Below are 16,410 nucleotides of genomic sequence, written 5' to 3'. Positions count from 1 at the left end.
GCGAGCCGGACATGCTGGCATCAGTCGGACGTTGTGCGGCGGCCGGCGTTCACGACCGGCGCGGCGGACTTTGCCGGAGCGCATGAACGAACCGCGGTGCGGCATCCCTTCCGGAGTGGTGGTCCGGAGTCCGCTGCGTGTTCGCGGTCATGACGACGCACCCGCTTCCTGTGACGTCTTCGCGCCCGAGGCCACGTTGTGGTTGTGCAGTGCCCGGTAGGCGAAGAAATAGACGAATCCCTGGGTTCCCCAGGTCGCCAGCGCGGCGGTGTAGAAGATCGTGCGGTTCGCGTCGTCGAACGGGAAGGGGAAGAAGTCGTAGGTGATCGCGATGGTGGTGGCGGCCGCGGTCACCAGCCCGGTCCAGAACGCCTGCCGTTTCGCGCCGATGTTCCAGAGCCGCTTGGCGAAGTACGCCAGGAAGACCGCCGTGACGAGGTTGACCACGACGTAGAACGTGGCGACGGCGAAAGCGAGGTGGTCGACGCGCGGATCCTCGCCGTGGAACTGGCGGAGGAACAGCCCGGCCGCGGTGGCGAAGGCGAACACGCCGACGTCGACGGCGAGACTCGGCTTGTAGCGATGGGTGACCTTCATCAGGCCCAGGACGAGGATGAGCGTGATGCCGACCGACCGGGAGAAGGCGTCGAAGAAGTACGCCACGTCGTACAGGAGGCTGTCCGGGCTGCCGCCGAGCAACGACCAGAGCAGGAAGTTGGTGCCCGAGGTCGCGACGACCATCCATTCGAGACCGAGCAGGTAATTGCCGTAGCGGCGGATGAATTTCCAGCCGAAGAAGTAGCCGGCGAAGATCATCCACACATCGGCGAGCAGGAAGAGCGCGTCCTTCATCGCACAGCCACCTCTCGGGACTCACGCGCCACGGCGGCCGCGACGCGCTCGGCGGCGCGCTGGCCGGTCAGGACGGCGCCGTTCATGGTTCCGGCCCACTCGCCCGCGGTTTCGGTGCCCGCCCAGTGGACGCGGCCGTGCGGTTCGGTGAGCGCGGGGCCGTAGCTCGTGGTCGCGTACGGGGCGACGGCCGGATTCGGGCCTCCCGGGGCGAACGGTTCTGTTCCCCAGCAATGGTCCAGGTAGTCGATGGGCGTGCTCGCTCGCGTGCCGTACAGCTGGACGAGCTGCTGGACGACCCTGCTGCGCCGATGTTCGAGGTCGAAGCCGTCGAACACGCGGGGGTCGCAGAACGTCATCAAGATGCCCGGCCCGGTGGGTTCGGGTGACACGTCGAAGGTGATGAACACGGCCCCGGTGTCGGTCAGTGCCTCGCCCGAGAGCCCGTCGGCCCGCCAGAAGGGCTTGTCGTAGGCGACGAACGCCTTGCTCAGCACGCCCATACGCCACGTTTTGGCGAGCCCTTCGGCCCGCTCGGGCAGGGCGGGGTCGAAGCCGATCCCGGCGCGGTGCGCCGTCGCGACCGTGACGATCGCGTACTTCGCCTTGATTTCCGCCGAATCGGTGCGGATCGTGACGCCGTCGCCGGTTTGGGAGATCCGGCGGACCGGCGTCCCGAGGACGACGCGGTCGCCGAGCCGCCCGGCGACCCGTTTCGCGATCTCTTGGGTGGTTTCGGCGTACCGTTCCTGTTGCTGGCCGCCCTCCACGTCGAGCATGTGGTCGACTCCGCCCGCCGCGCGGATGTAGCGCAACGCGTGCAGCAGCGAGACGTCGCCCGGACCGCATCCCCACTGCACCTTGCTGACGATGGTCATCAAGGCGCGGGTGGCGGACAGCGCGTTCTTCCGGTCGAGCCATTCGCCGAACGAGATCGCGTCGAGCCGACCGGCCTCGGGGGAGTCCCAGGCCGCGTCGACGTCGATGCTCGCGACCAGTTTGTTCAGCGCCAGCTGCACGCGGGCCATGTCGACCAGCGCCGCCGGCGAGACCGTGGGAATCGTGCCCCGGTAGGTGCGGCGCCGTCCGGCCGCCCACAGGACGTTGCGTCCTTTGTCGAACTGACCGATCGTGGTGCACCCGGCCCGGCTCGCGAGGTCGCGGATCGCCGTGTGCCGCCGGGAAACCCAGGTCGCGCCGAGATCGACCCGTACCCCGGCCACCTCGCCGGAGAGCGATCGGCCGCCGACGCGGTCGCGGCCTTCCAGGACGAGGACGGACCGGCCCATGCTCACGAGCCGCTCCGCGGCGCTCAGGCCGGCGAATCCGGCGCCGACGACCACGACGTCGACTGACGCTGGGGAGCCTGCCTTACGAGAACTCGACATGCTTTTCTCCTTTGCCCACGCGGTTCGCGTGCTGCGAGAGGTACTGCGTGACTCAGCGCGCCCGAGCGGCGGCTCGAAGAGCGCGGCGCCGGCTGCCGTTGATCAGATCGGTGAAGCGGTCGAGTGCCCACACCATGCGCAGGCCGCGCGGGCCGACCATCGTGAAGGGAGGGAACTTCGGTTTCTCCGCCCAAATGCCGTCGAGATCCTCGTGCCGTGACCCGTCCACGATCAGGTCGGCGATGAGCGACCCGACGTAGGGGGCCTGGGCCAGCCCGTGCCCGTTGCACGCGATCGAGTAGTAGATGTCGTCCTCGATCCGGCCGGCGATCGACAGCCACGACGAGGTGATCGCGATCCAGCCGCCCCACGCCCGTTCCACGGCGACGTCGGCGAGGGCCGGGAAACGGGTCGCGAACGCACCGGCGAGTTCTTCGACCAGCTTCCGGTCCGGGGCCTTCGACGGCAGGGGATAGGTCATGCCGCGCTCGACCCGCCGGACGCCGAACACGATGGTGCCCCGCGCGGTGAGGCGGTAATGCTCCATGACCTGGTGCTGGGTGATCACTCCCGACCGGCTGCTCCAACCCAGCGCGGCGAGGCGTTCCGGAGCGATCGGCTCGGTCTCCATCTCGATGAGCCACATCGGCACCGAGAGACGTTCGGGGGTGATGTCCCACTCTCCCGAGTAGGCGTTCGTCGCGAGCACCACCTTGTTCGCGCGCACGGTGCCGCCGGGGGTCGAGAGCACGACCTCGCCGCCGTGACGCCGCACATCGGTGACCTTGGTCCGTTCGAAGACCCGGGCCGGCGACGAGACCAGGGCGCGGCGTACTCCGCGGCTCAGCTTGCCCGGGTTCAGCATTCCGCCCACGGCCTCGCGCATGCCGCCGACGAAGGTGCGGGGAATGCCGAGTTCCTCGCTCGTGCCGACGTGACCGCGTCCGCCGGCGCGCCGGAGAATCGCCGCCAAGGTCCGCGTTCGCAGCATCTGCCCGTGTCCCACGGCGGCGAACGCCAGGCCGTTGGGTTCGTAGTCGCAGTCGATGTCGTGGGTCTTGATGAGATCTTCCACGAAGCTTGCGGAATTCTCGGCCAGCCGGACCATGCCGGGCACTTTCCCGGGGTAGAAGAGGCTCAGCAGACGGAGATCCCCGCCCGGGACGCTCGCGATCTGGCCCCCGTTGCGCGAACTGGAACCGTAGCCGCAGAACTCGGCCTCCAGCAGCGCCACGTCCTGGCCGCGCTCGGCGAGCCGCAGAGCCGTCGCCATGCCGCCCATACCGCCGCCGATGACCGCGACCTCGCACGTGAGGTCGCCGTCGAGGCTGGGGAGGACGTCCGCGGGCGGGTCGATCCAGCCGCTGAAAGTGCTGTACTCGACGTTGTCGATCTTCATGAGGCCGCGCTCGCTTTCCGCTCAGGAGAGCCGGACATGGTTTCCCCCTTCGGACACGCGTTTGGCGTGTTCGGCGATGTATTGGGTGATGGGCTTGACCAGGGCCTCGGGAATGTGGTGCCCCATGCCGGGGATGACGACGTGCTGCGCGGAGCGGATCGCCTTCACCGTCGCGGCGCCGCCGCTGGGGGCGACCAGCCGGTCCCGGTCGCCGTTGAGCACCAGGGTGGGGGCGGTGATCCGGCTCAGCTGGGCGGTCCGGTCCCCGGACGCCTGGATCGCCTGGATCTGCCGGGCCGTGCCCGCGGCCAGGTCACCGGCGGCCCGGTCCCAGCCACCTGCCGCGACGGCGGCCTCGGCCGCGTCGTCGATGGGATATCCCGTTCCGGCGATGTGGCCGGTGATCCGCAGGTGGGCGCGTACCGCCGCGGTCCTGGTCCGCGCCGGGGGGCCGGCGAGCAGCCGCATCGTCGACCACGCCGGTCGGCCGACCTTCTTCGCGCCCGTGGTCGAGAAGATCGAGGTCAGGGACAGGACCCGGGTGGGTTCGGCCGCGGCGACGGTCTGCGCGATCATCCCGCCCATGGAGCGGCCGACCAGGTGAACCCGCTCGATCCCGAGATGGTCGAGGACGCCGACGGTGTCGGAGGCCATGTCCGCCAGCGAGTAGGCGTCACTTCGGGGGCGTGCGAGCAGCTGGCGCCACAGGGCGGGCGGCGGGGTGGCCACGAACGTGGACTGGCCGACGTCGCGGTTGTCCATCGTGACGACCCGGAAACCCCGGTCCACCAGCGCACCGACGAAAGAGCCGGGCCAGAAGGTGAGGTCCTCGCCCAGCCCCGCGATGAGCAGGATCGCGGGGTCGGCCTGATCGCCGTGGTCGCGGAAGCAGATCGTCGTGCCGGACGGAAGCGCCGCGTACTGGTCGGCGTTCGCTTCAGACATGAGCCGACCGCCTGTCCCCGGGCAGCGCCACCGGCCGGGCGGTGCCGAACTCGAGGTGCTCGTCGGCGACCGGGCCGCGCAGCGCCTTGGCGTCCTCGGGGAAGGACATCGCCATCCGCCACGGGGCCGCCTGCCCCTGTTTGGGCAGTCGCCTCTCGGCGCGTTTGGCATAGCCGGCCTGCAGGTCCATGACCGGTTTGCACGGCATCCCCGGCGACGCGACCGCGACCACCCGGTCGTAGCCGTTGGCGTCCATGTGCCGGACCAGGTCGATGAAATAGCGGCACATCAGGCTCACCTTGAGCGTCCAGGACGAGGTCGTGTAGCCGATCGCCATCGCCCAGTTGGGAATCCCGCTCAGCAGCATCCCGCGGTAGGACACCGAGTCCGCGATGTCGGCCTCGCGACCGTCGACCACGATCGGCATTCCGTCGAAGAGCCGCATGTTCAGCCCGGTCGCGGTGACGATGATGTCGGCTTCCAGCTCCTCGCCCGATCCCAGGACGATGCCGCGTTCGCTGAACCTCGTGATGACGTCGGTGACGACGGAGGCGGTGCCCGCCGAGATCGCGTCGAAGAAGTCGCCGTCCGGGGCCAGGCACAATCGTTGGTCCCACGGGTCGTACGGCGGGTTGAAATGCTTGTCGACGTCGAATCCCTTGGGCAGCCGCTTGATGTTCTCCCGCCGGATCAGCGCTCGCCCGATCTTCGGGAACGCCCGCAGGCCCTTGACGATTCCGTGCTCGACCCAGATGTTCTTGAACCTCGTCGCGGCGTGCCCGCGCTTCTCTCCCAGCAGCTTCGTCAGGGTCGTGGCGACCCGGTCGACGCGGGGAAGCCCCAAGATGTAGCTGGGGGTGCGTTGCAGCATCGTGACGTGCCGGGCCGCGTCCGGCCCGGTGGACATGGCGGGCACCAGCGTGATCGCGGTCGCGCCGCTGCCGATGACGACGACCTTCTTGCCGCGGTAGTCGAGGTCCTCCGGCCAGTGCTGCGGATGGACGATCGTCCCCCCGAAGTCGTCACGACCGGGGAACTCCGGCGTGAAACCCTTGTCGTACCGGTAATATCCGGTGGCGGCGAACACCCAGCCCGCCCGGATCGTCTTCGTCGTGATCGACCCTGTGGCTGGATCCGACGCCTCGACGCGCAGCGTCCAACGAGAGTCCTCTGTGGACCATTCCGCCCGGACGACCCGGTGGCGCAGCCTGATCAGCCGCCCCAGATCGTTCTCCTCCACCGTTTCCCGGAGGTACTCCCGGATCAGCGGAGCGTCGGCGATCGCGGCCTCGTGGCGCCACGGTTTGAACTCGTAGCCGAAGGTGTGCAGGTCCGAGTCCGACCGGATGCCCGGATAGCGGAATAGATCCCAGGTGCCGCCGATGTTGTCGCGGCCCTCCAGCACGACGAGCGACTTGCCGGGCAGTTCCCGGCTGAAATACGTCGCCGCGCCGATTCCGGAGATCCCCGCGCCGATGACGACGACGTCGAACTCCTCGATCGCGTCCGACCTCTCAGCTGTCATGTCTGCCTCTCCTCGCCGAGCCGGCTGCTGATGTGGCGTCCACTGTCGCCAGCCGCGACTCCGGTCACAACGACACCGTGCACAGGGTTCGCCCGCGGCCGGTGCACGATGCACTCCTCCCGACGAGCGCGGCACATGCCGTGCCGACTCGCCGGAGGGAGGGCACACTTCGGGGATGGAAGAGCTGTGGCCCCCGCCGACCCCCGAGGCCGCCGAGGCGATCCGGTCCGTGTGCCAGCGACTCCTGCCGGATGCGGAAGCACTGGCCGACGCCCTCTCCGCGTCCGCCCGCCGGGTGCAGTTCGACCCGGCCGTGCTCTCGGACGCGTCTCTGGGCGAGGAGGACCGCGACCTCAACCATTCGGATCTCGTCCAGTGGCTGACCTCGAACATTCAGCACCCTGGGCGGCGGGTGGAGCCCTACATCGGCCCGCGGATCACCGCGTACATCGGAGATCTAGTGGCCCGCGGCATCGCACCCGACTTCGCCGCGGGATGGCGGGCCGCGCTGGGGATCGGCTGGCGCCGATGGCTGGAGGAATGCTCTGCGCGCTGCGCGGACCGGGACCTTCTCGTGGACGTCCTGGACGTGTCGGCGAAGTCGCTGATGCAGTATGCCCTCGATTCGGTCGCGACCCTCCGCGAGGCCGGCCTCGCCGCCGCGATGGGCAACGCGGACGCCGAGGCGATCGCCCTGATTCAGATGATCGCCAGCGGGGCGCCGATGGCGGAGGATTTCGCCGAGGAGCGCCTGCGCTACCGCATGGCGCGATGGCATGTGGGTCTCGTGCTGTGGGTCGACGATCCCGGCCGTCAGGATGCACTGGACGAGGCGATCGCGGCCCTGCGCTCCTCTGAGGAGGGTCGGAGCACGCTGGTCGCCCGTGCCAGTACCACGTCGCGCTGGATCTGGCTGTCGGGAGCCGATACCCCGGACCTGCATCCGGCCGAGAAGATCGTGGCGACGACGGACGAGGTCCGCGTAGCGGTGGGCAGGCCCGGACGCGGGCTCGACGGGTTCAGGTCCAGCCACCAAGGCGCACTGTCGGCCCAGTCGCTGATCGTCCGGCTCGGATCCGACCGGCGATTCACGGCCTACGCCGACGTCGAGCTGATCGACGCCCTCACGAAGGATCGCGCCGGCGCACGCCGGTTCGTCCTCAGCACCCTCGGCCCGCTGGCCGAAGCCGACTTCGCACTACGGCAGGCACTCCTCACCTACGTGCAGTGCGGCTTCAACACCACCCGGGCGGCCGCCAACCTCTACGCCCACCGCAATACCGTCGAGCGACGCGTCTCGCGCGCCAACGAGCTCTCGGTCGTCAAAGTCGAGAACAACCCCACCCATGTCGCGGCCGCGCTGCTGGTGCTGGACATCGCCCCGGAAATCATGGCGATCAGCCCCGGCTGAGCTCACGAAGTGCGCAACCGACCGTCTGCCCGCGGCCGCCATCCGCCGGTGGTCTCAATTTCGCTCGACTCACGTCCGTGAAGCGCTTCTGGACGTAATCTCACCTCGTGGAGGAGTTCCCAGACCCGTCCGGGCCGCCCTACCCGTACAAGTACCCGCTGCCCGCCGACGCGAAGGCGGAGCACCAGCGTGCCGTCCGTCATTTCCGGCGGAAACACGAATTCTGGGACGGTCTGATGACGGCCTCGTTATCGGTGCCGGTGGCCGTGGCCGGGGCCTGGTTCACGGACGCGGACGGCAACCTGCCGGGATCGGTGGGTGTCCTGGTGGTTGCCGTCGGCGCGGTGCTGATGGCGCTCATCGGCTACCGGAAAGGTGTGGTGGCCGATGAGCGGGACAAGCATGTCAATCTGCTGAAGACGTACGGCGTCCTGCCACACGAGACCGGGGAATCGGCGCCCGCGGTGCTGCACCCCGACTTCGACAAGATCCGTGCGCAGTTCGGCATACCGCTCCCCGGCAAGGAGGATACGTCCCGGCCGATACCCGCCGCGACCGCCGACGACGGCATCCCCGGCGGTGATCCCTACAGCGGGGTGATCCGGCTCGGCCCGCTCGAGCCGCGCCGCGAAATCGGCCACTGACGCTTCCCTGCCTGCGTTGCCCGGGGCTCCTGGTCGTTCGCCGAAGCGGACGGCATCCGGGCCGGTGAATGCTCCCGTCGGCGTGAAACCTGGTTCTTCAGCCCATTTGCGGACTGCCGGAAAGGCCGCTATCTTGGAACGAACGTTTCAAGATAGCGAGGGTGGGTATGCCCGATGTGAAGCACTTCGACCCGGACGCGGTACTCGACTCCGCCGTGCGGTTGTTCTGGCGCCAGGGTGTGGATTCCACCGGGGTACAGGACATCGTGACCGCGACCGGGGTGAACCGGTCGAGCCTGTACTCGACGTTCGGCGGCAAGCACGACCTCTACGTGGCGGCGCTCCGCCGTTATGTCGCGCGGCGCTCCCAGCCGATCATGCGACGGCTCACCGAGGACACCCGGGGCTTGCCGGCGATCTCGGACTTCTTCGACGGGCTGATCACCACCCGGTGCTCCGGGGAGTACGCGCGCTGGGGGTGCATGATCTCCAACGCCCACGCGAACGGCGAGAACGACGACCCCGACGTTCGTGCTGTCTTGCATCTGCACCACGACCAGTTGCGTGCCGCGATGTGCGCCGCCGTGGAGCACGCGGCGGCGGCGGGCCAGGTGCGGCCGGAGGTGCCGGCGGCCGCGGCGGCCGACATGCTGGCGTTACTGGCATACGGCGTCAACCTCCGCTCCCGCGCGGGCGCGGAACCGGAAACGCTCAAGGAAGCCGCGTCGGCCACGATCGGCCTGCTGGCCGCCTGAAAGGAGCCCTGAATGCCTCAGTTCACCCTTCACGACCAAACCAGCGCACCCGGAGACTCCCGGCCCCACCTGGAGTCGGCGAAGCGACGCATGGGTTTCATCACCACGCTGAACGCGGTGATGGCCGAGTCGCCTGAGCTGCTGGCCGGATACAACGCACTGGCGGAACTGTTCGGGAAGTCGTCCCTTCCGGTCAGGGCGAAGCACGTCGTCTGGATCACCGCCAGCGTCCAGAACGGTTGCGAATACTGTGTCGCCGCGCATTCCACCCTGGCCTTGAAGTCCGGTGTGGACGGTGACACGGTGGCCGCCTTGCGGGACAGCAAGCCGCTGGCCGACGACAAGCTGGACGCCGCGCGGCGTTTCACCGCGTCGATGGTGGCGGGCCAGGGCTGGGTTCCGGATGAGGAAGTCGAGGAATTCCTGGCCGCGGGTTACACCAAGCGCAATGTGATGGATGTGATCCTCGGTGTGGGCATGAAGACGTTGTCCAACTACACCAACCACATCGCCCACACCCCGCTCGACCCCGCGTGGGAAGGGCAGGAGTGGAAGCGCCCTTGACGGACAGTACGAATTCGCCGAGACCGCACGACCGGTAGGCCGGAGAACGGCAGCGCTTGTCACAGGTCGAGGACAAGACGGGGTGAACGGGAACGGGACACGCAGATCATCATCGTGTCGCAGGCGTCCCGTTCTTCTCCGGTCAGAAGCGAGTCGCGGTGATCCGGCTTTCCGGACAGCACGGGGGTTTCACACGTGCCGCAGGTGCCTTCCCGGCACGAAGAAAGGATCTCGGCCCCGGATTCTTCGACGACGTCGAGGATGGAGCGATCGGCGGGAACTTCGAGTATCGCGCCGGTCCGCGCCAACTCGACTTCGAAGGCCGCGCGGGGGCCGTCGGCGGAGCCCTCCTTCGCCGCGAATCGTTCGACGTGCGGGACGACGGCCTGCCGGTTCGCGCACTGCCGTTCGACGGCGTCGAGCAGGGCTTCCGGTCCGCAGCAATAGATCGCCGTATCGGCGTCTTCGTCCAGCAGGGTGGCCAGGTCGAGCAGGCCGCGTTCGTCCTGAGGACAAATGTCGACCCGCTCCGGGTAGCGCGCGAGTTCGTCGCGGAAGGCCATGGACGAGCGGGTGCGGCCGCCGTAAACGAGCCGCCAATCGCCGCCTGCCTCGGCCACCCGCGTGATCATCGGCAGGATCGGCGTGATGCCGATACCGCCCGCGATGAACAGGTAGCGCTTGGCCTCCACCAACGGAAAGTGGTTGCGAGGGCCGCGCACGTGCACTCGCTGGCCCTCGGCGAGGGCATCGTGCACGTACCGCGACCCGCCGCGTCCGGCTTCTTCCCGGAGCACCGCCACCTGGAGAAGCGAGGAGTCCCGCGGATCACCGCACAGCGAGTACTGGCGGATGAGGCCGGGTTCCAGTACGAGGTCGAGATGTGCACCCGGCTCCCAGGCGGGAAGGGGGAGCCCGTCCGGATGCCGCAGGGTCAGCCGGACGACGTCGTCGGCGACGGTTTCCTTGCGGTCGAGCACCAGGTCCAGTTCGTGCCCGGGGTGCGGTGCGTTCTTCATCGGCGGCGCCTCGTGTCGTGTCCGCCGGGATGGCCGAGCAGCCATTCCCACAGCTGGACGGGGTCCTCGAACTCGCGCTCGGCCGAGCAGTGACAGACCGCTCGCAGCCGGTCCGTGCCCAGCACCCAATGGATGCGGTACACGCGGTCGCCGGACAGCATCGGCCGGTTCGCGGGTACGCCGGTCATGCCGTGGCCGGGGAGGTGACCATGCGCTGGAGCATCCGCCTGGCCGCGAGGCCACCGGTGTCGATGTTGACCGACAGCTCCTGATAGCCCTCGGGCTCGGCCGCGACGACCTGCTCCAGGACATCGAGCGCCACGACGTCCTGCATCACCACGGTGCGGTTGTTCTCGGCGAGGAACTCCGACACTTCGGGGTCACCGAGGGCGAAGTCGCGGGCGACGGCCCAGAAGTCGTGGGTGGAGTGCTCGGTCTCCGGGGTGATCGCGTACACCACCTCGACGTGGAAGGCGTCCGGGTCGCTCCCGTCGCGGCGCGGGACCGAGCCGGGCGGAGCGATACGACTGTGCAGTTTGTACAGGCACGGCGGGGTGTACTCGATGTCCTGCCAGCGCGCGATCCTGCCCTGGAGTCCCGTCGATTTCGCGTAGAACGGCGGGCATTCGGCGTCGTCCATGTGGCGGGAGACGTAGACGACGCCGGCGTCTTCGTCGACCTCCGTGGTGATCGGCGTCGCCGCCACTTCCGGCGTGCCGATGTACCCGCCGTGCAGGTACGTCTCGTGTGACAGGTCGAGGAGATTGTCGACCAGCAGCGAATATCGGGCCTTCAGCGGCTCCATTCCCCGGACGGTGGTGTAGTCCGGCGAATCGAGATACGGCACGCGCGGGATACGCGACACCTCTGCCCCGGCTGGGTCACCGATGAAGACCCAGACCAGGGAATCCTGCTCCACCAACGGGTACTGCCGCAGGCGAGCGGTGCGCGGGACGCGGCTCTGCCCCGGAACGGAGACACATTTGCCATCGGTGCCGTAGGTGAAGCCGTGGTATCCGCAGACCACTTGGTCGTCCACGAGCCTCGACGGTGCTTGCGAAAGCGGGAAGCGCCGATGCACGCACCGGTCGGCCATCGCGGCGACCTCGCCGCCACGGGTGCGCCAGAAGAGGATGGGCTCACCGCAAATGGTGCGGGAGAACAGTTCCTGCTTGATCTCGGTGCTGTAGGCGGCGACGTACCATTGGTCCCGCGGGATGGTGGTGGTCATGGTCGGTGTCTCCTCGTCCTTGAGGCCGGAGCCGGGAAGCTGAGGCCAGCCTGACGGGAGCGACCGGCCGCACCGAAGGGCCTTTCCAAAAGATGGAAGACTTTCCGCAGGGGGCGCGTGGTCAGCTCGGCGCGGCGAGGGCACGCGAGATCGCCCGGGCGCTGGTGCGGATCAACGGTGCCAGCGCGTGCGGCTTGGTGCCGGCGTGGTGGACGACGAGGGACACCGCGGCGACGACCTGCCCACGGTTGTCGTCGATCGGGGCGGCGACCGACACGGCGTCCATCGTGACCTGCCGATCGCTGATCGCGAAGCCGTTGGTGCGGACGTCGGCGAGCATCCGCCGCAACGCGGGCGGATCGGTGACCGTCTCGCGGGTGTAGCGTTCGATCGGCTTGCCGAGCACGTCGTCCTGCACCTCGGTGGGGGCATGGGCGAGCAGTACCAGGCCGACGCCGGTCGCGGTGAGCGCGAAACGCCCGCCGACTCTGGTCAGCACGGGTACGGCACCCGAACCGGCGATGCGTTCGATGAAGACGACCTCGGTGCCTTCCCGCACCGCGAGCTGAACGTTTTCTTTCGTGATCCGGGAAAGGTCTTCGAGGAAGGGAAGTGCCCGCTCCCGCAGCCCTTGCCCGCGCGGCGCCAGCGCGCCGAGTTCCCAGAGGCGCAGCCCGACCCGGAACAACCCGTCTTCGCCCCGTTCGACGGCTCCCCAGGAACAGAGCTCGTTCAGCAGCCGGTGCACCGTGGACAGTGGCATGTCCGCGCGGCGGGCGATTTCGCTGAGGCTCAGCGCCGGGCGCTGTACGGTGAACGCGCCCAGCACTTGGAACGTGCGGCCGACCACGGATCCCGTGCGGCCGGGACGACGGCCTCTCACCGCTGCCGCGCCTGCCAGTCCCGGACGTAGGCGCGGCCGTAGTCGTTGCCGTGCGGTGTCCGCAGCACAGTATGGACGTGGAACGGCTTCGGGGTGTCGTAGTCGAGGAAGACCCCGCAGTGGTGGTCGAGCTCGACGATGATCACCGGCGACTGGACGCGGTAGTAGAAGACGTCCCCTGGTTCGTGGCCGCCGATCCAGCTGAACCAGGTTTCGGCGAGCCAGGACCGGACCTCCCGCATCCGAGCCGCCCGCGGTCCCGCGGGCAACGGCGAGACGAAGGTCTCCACGATGTCGAGCACGATGCGCTGTGCAGGCTCGGGCATGCCGGCGACCCGGATGCCTTCGACCGGGATGACGCGGTTGTCCTGGAAGGCGCCTGCCAGGTGGCGCTCGTCGCCCGGATGCACCCGCCCCGGCGGCATTTCCGGGTCCACCATCCGCCGGTAGGTGACCGCGGCGCGGCGCTGTTCCGGGGGTAGCGCTGCCATCAGGTCGGTGCCCAGGCGGATCCGTTCGGTGAAGGCGGTGACGCCGGCGTGCGGGCCCTCGTCGATCTCGTTCGGCTCGGCACCGAGGAAGACCGGGCTCAGCACCATCCGCCCCTCGACCACGAGGCAGTTGACCGCGCAGTGATGACCGAACAGCTGCCAGCCCCACGGAGCGACCGGGTCGGGCCTGCCGTACAACGCGACGTTGTAGCTGAACTCGTTGAGGATGCTTTCCAGCCCGACCACCTCGCCGAGGAAGCCGTTGATCAGCATCATGCCGTGCACCAGCGAAAAGCCTTCGGGACTCAGCGAAGCGCGCACCAGTTCCAGCGCCCGCCGCTGTACCTCGGCAGACTGGAACTCCAGCCGGATTCCGGTGTCGAACTGCAGGAACTCCGGATTCGCCCAGGTCTGCCATTCGACCGCGTCCACCGGATGGTTCAGCGCGCGGCGGCCGTCGTCGTCGAGCGCGGCTTCCAGCGCGAGCGCTGCCTCGACCATCGCGGCGACCGGCGCCTCCTCGCCGGGCAGCGCGGGGGTGAACGGGTGACAGTCGGGGCGCAGCGACCCGTCCTCGGTGATCCCGCGGAACTCGTTCAGCTGTAACGGTTTCCAGCCACGGATCAAACCGCCGGTGAACGGGTCTCGTTTCGCCGCCTCCCGGTACTCGTAGGCGTCCAAGCCCTTGAGTTCGGTGATACGCGGCGAGTCCGGTGGGTACAGGAACCGGCGGAATTCGGCGGACACGGGGTTCCTTCCTGGCTCAGTCGGTGGAGTTGTGCCGGGCGACGACGGCGCGGACGGCGGCCTCGTCCCCGGCGGCTATCGCGTCGACCAGGTCCGCGTGGATCCTCAGCCGTCGCGCGCGGTAGGCCTCGGTGTCCGTGGCCTCCAGCCGGGGGGTGGTCGCGCCGAGGTGGCCGAGGGTGCCGAGATACACGGCGCGGGCCATGGCGTTGGGGCACAGTGCGGCGATGCGTTCGTGCAGTGCCCAGTTCGCCCGGACGAACGCGTCCCAGTCCGGGGCGTCCGCCATCGTGGCCACGGCGGCCCGCAGCCCGGGGATGTCCTCCTCGCGGCGACATCGGGCGGCACCGACGTCGATGAGTTCTTCCAGGTGATTACGCAGCTCGACCGCGTCGGCCACCTTCTCCTGAGCGTCCTCGCGGATACCGAGCAGGGTGCGCCGCATCCGGACGACCGGCCCTTGATCCGCGACGAAGAGGCCGCCGCCCCGGCCGGGCCGGATGACCAGCACGTCCCGGTCGGCCAGCAGGCGGACGGCCTCGTTCACGGTCGCCCTGGCCAGCCCGGACTCGCGTTGGAGCGCCTCGATCGTGCCGACCGGTGATCCCGCGGTCAATCCGGCCGCGCGGACGCGCGTCTCCACGGCGGACGCGAGTTGCTCCGCCCGGGTGCGGGGTGTCGCGCTCGCGACCTTGAGTCCTGCGAACAGCTCGGTCATAGTGCTAGTCAACCATAAAGTCTGTAATGTTTACAGAGTTATCGATGGCAAGGAGTGACATGCGGATCGTGGGAGTGGCTCGCGCAGATGGCACGGACGTGGCGAGCCTGTCCGAAGACGGCACCCGGCTCACCGTCCTCTGCGGACTTGAGGACTTCTGGGCCGGGCCAGAGGACCGCCTCGGCCGGCAGCCGGCGGGGGAGACGCTGCCCGTCGAAACCGCGACGCTGGTGCCGCCGGTATTGCCCGGCGCGCGCGTGCTGTGCGTCGGGCTGAACTACCTCAAGCATGTCGCCGAGGGGTCCTATCGGGACCAGGACCTGCCCGAGCATCCGACGCTGTTCGCCCGGTGGACGCGGTCGCTGACCGTCGGCGGAGCCGAGGTGCCGGTGCCCGCGAACGAAGAGGGCCTCGACTGGGAGGGCGAGATCGTCGCCTGGGTCGGGCGGACCCTGGTGGACGCCGAGCCGGACGAGGCGCTGGCGGCCGTCGCCGGATACTCGACCTTCAACGACATCACCGCGCGGCGGGCGCAAAAGCTGACGTCCCAGTGGATTCTCGGAAAGAACGCGGACCGTTCGGGGCCGCTGGGGCCGATGGTCCCGGCGGCCGAGGTCGGCGATCTGCGGGACGGCCTCCGGGTGCGCACCCGGGTCAACGGCGAGACCGTCCAGGACGGTTCGACCGCCGAGATGGTCTACCACGTCGGGGAAACCCTCGCGCATATCTCCCGGACGATGACCCTGCGTCCGGGTGACCTGCTGGCCACGGGCACGCCGTCCGGCGTCGGTTACGCGCGCACGCCGCCGTGGCTGCTGAAGCCGGGAGACGTCGTGGAGGTCGAAGTGGACCGGCTGGGCGTGCTCCGGAACCCGATCGTCGGTAGCGAGTACCGCCTGGCGTAGGCGCTGGGATGGTCGGGCAGATGCTCGACCATCCGCAGCAGTTGTGACCACGGGCGCCTGGCCCCGAAGAAGGTGAGGAGATCCAGGCCGAGTTCGGCTTGGAGGTCGGCGCTCGCGGGCTGGTGGCGACCAGCTCGTAGATCTGCTCGGCGTGTTCACCGGTCAGCGACTCCAGTGCGCGCCGCGAGCTGCCCGATTCCTCGATGTCCATCACGGTTGCCTGTCGTCGGGTGCGCGGAGTGTCGGCATTGCGGACCTTTCAGTACGTCTGGGTCGGGGTCGCACCGCATCTGGCGGACAGGCGCGTGAACTGGACACCTGTCAGTGATCGGTTGGGGGCGTCACGAGCCGCATGAGTGGTCTGGCCGCCAGCATGGCCGCCAGCGCGAACGCGAAGGCGGCGACAGATCCGAGCGGGACGAGCGAGACGCCGAGCACCAATAGGAAGCAGAGCGTCCCGATTGCGGAACCCAATGCCCCGCGCAGCAGGCCGGCGGCGGCCGGTGGTCCGACCGAGCTGTGCAGCGAGGGAGCCATGATGCCCAACAGCACCGGCAGTGCGGACAGGACTCCTCCCACGAAGGACCCCAGAACACCCGCTGCGGTCACAGCTGTCAGCACTGTCACGCCGGACAACGCCATGCGCATCGGGATCTCCCATGCCCGTGCCCGCGATTGGTCCGGCCGTCGGTGGCCCTGATCGTCGGCAGTCCAGGTCAGCAGCCCGGCGACGGTGACGGCCGCGGTCAGCCCCGCGGTCAGCCAGACGTTGCCGCACAGGGTCCCGAGCAGACCGGCGACGGCTGCGCAGCCCAAGGCGAGCAGCAATGTCCCCGCCGGGCGTCTGCTCGGGGCGAGTCGTGCGTAGGCGAGGCAGAAGCACACCACCACCAGCGTCCCTGTCACACATCCGTATGTGGCCTGGGCCGCCAT

General features: G+C 68.9%; 17 protein-coding genes. 5 read left to right on the top strand and 12 right to left on the bottom strand.

Annotated features, from left to right (window positions below; all coding sequences use genetic code 11):
* Positions 1–147 precede the first annotated feature (147 nt).
* The 5 genes from ACFWIW_RS27025 to ACFWIW_RS27005 are packed head-to-tail and all read right to left on the bottom strand — an operon-like array spanning position 148 to position 6,109.
* The gene (locus tag ACFWIW_RS27025) at positions 148–852 is read right to left on the bottom strand and encodes a transporter (protein ID WP_378371037.1); all 705 of its coding nucleotides are present in this window, start codon (positions 850–852) and stop codon (positions 148–150) included.
* A complete protein-coding gene (locus tag ACFWIW_RS27020) occupies positions 849–2,240 on the bottom strand; it encodes a flavin monoamine oxidase family protein (RefSeq protein WP_378371036.1) in 1,392 nt (463 codons plus the stop codon). Before ACFWIW_RS27020 ends, ACFWIW_RS27025 begins: the two co-directional genes overlap by 4 nt.
* A gap of 52 nt (positions 2,241–2,292) precedes the next feature.
* Positions 2,293–3,639 (bottom strand): NAD(P)/FAD-dependent oxidoreductase, encoded by a 1,347-nt coding sequence (locus tag ACFWIW_RS27015; protein ID WP_378371035.1) that lies wholly within the window; start codon positions 3,637–3,639, stop codon positions 2,293–2,295.
* 21 nt (positions 3,640–3,660) lie between these two features.
* Positions 3,661–4,584 (bottom strand): alpha/beta fold hydrolase, encoded by a 924-nt coding sequence (locus tag ACFWIW_RS27010; RefSeq protein WP_378371034.1) that lies wholly within the window; start codon positions 4,582–4,584, stop codon positions 3,661–3,663.
* Positions 4,577–6,109 (bottom strand): flavin-containing monooxygenase, encoded by a 1,533-nt coding sequence (locus ACFWIW_RS27005; protein WP_378371033.1) that lies wholly within the window; start codon positions 6,107–6,109, stop codon positions 4,577–4,579. The genes ACFWIW_RS27010 and ACFWIW_RS27005 overlap by 8 nt, the downstream gene beginning before the upstream one ends.
* A 175-nt stretch (positions 6,110–6,284) precedes the next feature.
* Here ACFWIW_RS27005 and ACFWIW_RS27000 point away from each other — a divergent pair, with 175 nt between their 5' ends.
* From ACFWIW_RS27000 to ACFWIW_RS26985, 4 genes are all read left to right on the top strand, one after another.
* Positions 6,285–7,520 (top strand): PucR family transcriptional regulator, encoded by a 1,236-nt coding sequence (locus ACFWIW_RS27000; RefSeq protein ID WP_378371032.1) that lies wholly within the window; start codon positions 6,285–6,287, stop codon positions 7,518–7,520.
* 107 nt (positions 7,521–7,627) lie between these two features.
* Positions 7,628–8,164 carry a hypothetical protein gene (locus ACFWIW_RS26995; protein ID WP_378371031.1) on the top strand — a complete coding sequence of 179 codons (537 nt, stop codon included), beginning with the start codon at positions 7,628–7,630 and terminating at the stop codon, positions 8,162–8,164.
* Positions 8,165–8,331: 167 nt separating this feature from the next.
* Positions 8,332–8,919 carry a TetR/AcrR family transcriptional regulator gene (locus ACFWIW_RS26990; protein WP_378371030.1) on the top strand — a complete coding sequence of 196 codons (588 nt, stop codon included), beginning with the start codon at positions 8,332–8,334 and terminating at the stop codon, positions 8,917–8,919.
* A gap of 90 nt (positions 8,920–9,009) precedes the next feature.
* Positions 9,010–9,483: a carboxymuconolactone decarboxylase family protein gene (locus ACFWIW_RS26985; RefSeq protein ID WP_378371029.1), complete on the top strand. Its 474-nt coding sequence runs from the start codon at positions 9,010–9,012 to the stop codon at positions 9,481–9,483.
* Positions 9,484–9,542: 59 nt separating this feature from the next.
* Here the strand turns inward: ACFWIW_RS26985 and ACFWIW_RS26980 are convergent, their stop codons facing one another.
* The 6 genes from ACFWIW_RS26980 to ACFWIW_RS26955 all read right to left on the bottom strand — a co-directional run bounded on the left by ACFWIW_RS26980 (position 9,543) and on the right by ACFWIW_RS26955 (position 14,572).
* Positions 9,543–10,502 carry a PDR/VanB family oxidoreductase gene (locus ACFWIW_RS26980; RefSeq protein ID WP_378371028.1) on the bottom strand — a complete coding sequence of 320 codons (960 nt, stop codon included), beginning with the start codon at positions 10,500–10,502 and terminating at the stop codon, positions 9,543–9,545.
* A complete protein-coding gene (locus ACFWIW_RS26975) occupies positions 10,499–10,690 on the bottom strand; it encodes a hypothetical protein (protein ID WP_378371027.1) in 192 nt (63 codons plus the stop codon). Before ACFWIW_RS26975 ends, ACFWIW_RS26980 begins: the two co-directional genes overlap by 4 nt.
* On the bottom strand, positions 10,687–11,733 hold the full coding sequence (locus ACFWIW_RS26970; protein WP_378371026.1) for a Rieske 2Fe-2S domain-containing protein: 1,047 nt from the start codon (positions 11,731–11,733) through the stop codon (positions 10,687–10,689). The genes ACFWIW_RS26975 and ACFWIW_RS26970 overlap by 4 nt, the downstream gene beginning before the upstream one ends.
* A 121-nt stretch (positions 11,734–11,854) precedes the next feature.
* Positions 11,855–12,616, bottom strand: coding sequence for an IclR family transcriptional regulator (locus tag ACFWIW_RS26965; protein WP_378371025.1), 762 nt, complete (start codon positions 12,614–12,616; stop codon positions 11,855–11,857).
* Entirely contained in the window at positions 12,613–13,854 is a 1,242-nt protein-coding gene (locus ACFWIW_RS26960; protein WP_378371024.1) for a DUF3500 domain-containing protein, read from the bottom strand. The genes ACFWIW_RS26965 and ACFWIW_RS26960 overlap by 4 nt, the downstream gene beginning before the upstream one ends.
* Positions 13,855–13,870: 16 nt before the next feature.
* Positions 13,871–14,572 carry a FadR/GntR family transcriptional regulator gene (locus ACFWIW_RS26955; RefSeq protein ID WP_378371023.1) on the bottom strand — a complete coding sequence of 234 codons (702 nt, stop codon included), beginning with the start codon at positions 14,570–14,572 and terminating at the stop codon, positions 13,871–13,873.
* 59 nt (positions 14,573–14,631) lie between these two features.
* On the opposite strand from ACFWIW_RS26955, the gene ACFWIW_RS26950 reads away from it, so the two are divergent.
* Entirely contained in the window at positions 14,632–15,477 is an 846-nt protein-coding gene (locus ACFWIW_RS26950; protein ID WP_378371022.1) for a fumarylacetoacetate hydrolase family protein, read from the top strand.
* A 321-nt stretch (positions 15,478–15,798) separates the two neighbouring features.
* On the opposite strand, the gene ACFWIW_RS26945 is transcribed toward ACFWIW_RS26950, so the two are convergent.
* Positions 15,799–16,362: a hypothetical protein gene (locus ACFWIW_RS26945; RefSeq protein WP_378371021.1), complete on the bottom strand. Its 564-nt coding sequence runs from the start codon at positions 16,360–16,362 to the stop codon at positions 15,799–15,801.
* Positions 16,363–16,410 lie beyond the last annotated feature (48 nt).

Origin of the sequence: Amycolatopsis sp. NPDC058340 (assembly GCF_042723975.1) — a bacterium.
GTDB lineage: Bacteria > Actinomycetota > Actinomycetes > Mycobacteriales > Pseudonocardiaceae > Amycolatopsis.
The sequence above is the reverse complement of the archived record's forward strand: the minus strand, read 5'-3'. Positions and strand labels throughout refer to the sequence as shown.

Coding starts and splice junctions, on each gene's coding strand:
- ACFWIW_RS27025 (WP_378371037.1), bottom strand. CDS start 852: ATGAAGGACGCGCTCTTCCTGCTCGCCGATGTGTGGATGATCTTCGCC.
- ACFWIW_RS27020 (WP_378371036.1), bottom strand. CDS start 2,240: ATGTCGAGTTCTCGTAAGGCAGGCTCCCCAGCGTCAGTCGACGTCGTG.
- ACFWIW_RS27015 (WP_378371035.1), bottom strand. CDS start 3,639: ATGAAGATCGACAACGTCGAGTACAGCACTTTCAGCGGCTGGATCGAC.
- ACFWIW_RS27010 (WP_378371034.1), bottom strand. CDS start 4,584: ATGTCTGAAGCGAACGCCGACCAGTACGCGGCGCTTCCGTCCGGCACG.
- ACFWIW_RS27005 (WP_378371033.1), bottom strand. CDS start 6,109: ATGACAGCTGAGAGGTCGGACGCGATCGAGGAGTTCGACGTCGTCGTC.
- ACFWIW_RS27000 (WP_378371032.1), top strand. CDS start 6,285: ATGGAAGAGCTGTGGCCCCCGCCGACCCCCGAGGCCGCCGAGGCGATC.
- ACFWIW_RS26990 (WP_378371030.1), top strand. CDS start 8,332: ATGCCCGATGTGAAGCACTTCGACCCGGACGCGGTACTCGACTCCGCC.
- ACFWIW_RS26985 (WP_378371029.1), top strand. CDS start 9,010: ATGGGTTTCATCACCACGCTGAACGCGGTGATGGCCGAGTCGCCTGAG.
- ACFWIW_RS26980 (WP_378371028.1), bottom strand. CDS start 10,502: ATGAAGAACGCACCGCACCCCGGGCACGAACTGGACCTGGTGCTCGAC.
- ACFWIW_RS26975 (WP_378371027.1), bottom strand. CDS start 10,690: ATGACCGGCGTACCCGCGAACCGGCCGATGCTGTCCGGCGACCGCGTG.
- ACFWIW_RS26970 (WP_378371026.1), bottom strand. CDS start 11,733: ATGACCACCACCATCCCGCGGGACCAATGGTACGTCGCCGCCTACAGC.
- ACFWIW_RS26955 (WP_378371023.1), bottom strand. CDS start 14,572: ATGACCGAGCTGTTCGCAGGACTCAAGGTCGCGAGCGCGACACCCCGC.
- ACFWIW_RS26950 (WP_378371022.1), top strand. CDS start 14,632: ATGCGGATCGTGGGAGTGGCTCGCGCAGATGGCACGGACGTGGCGAGC.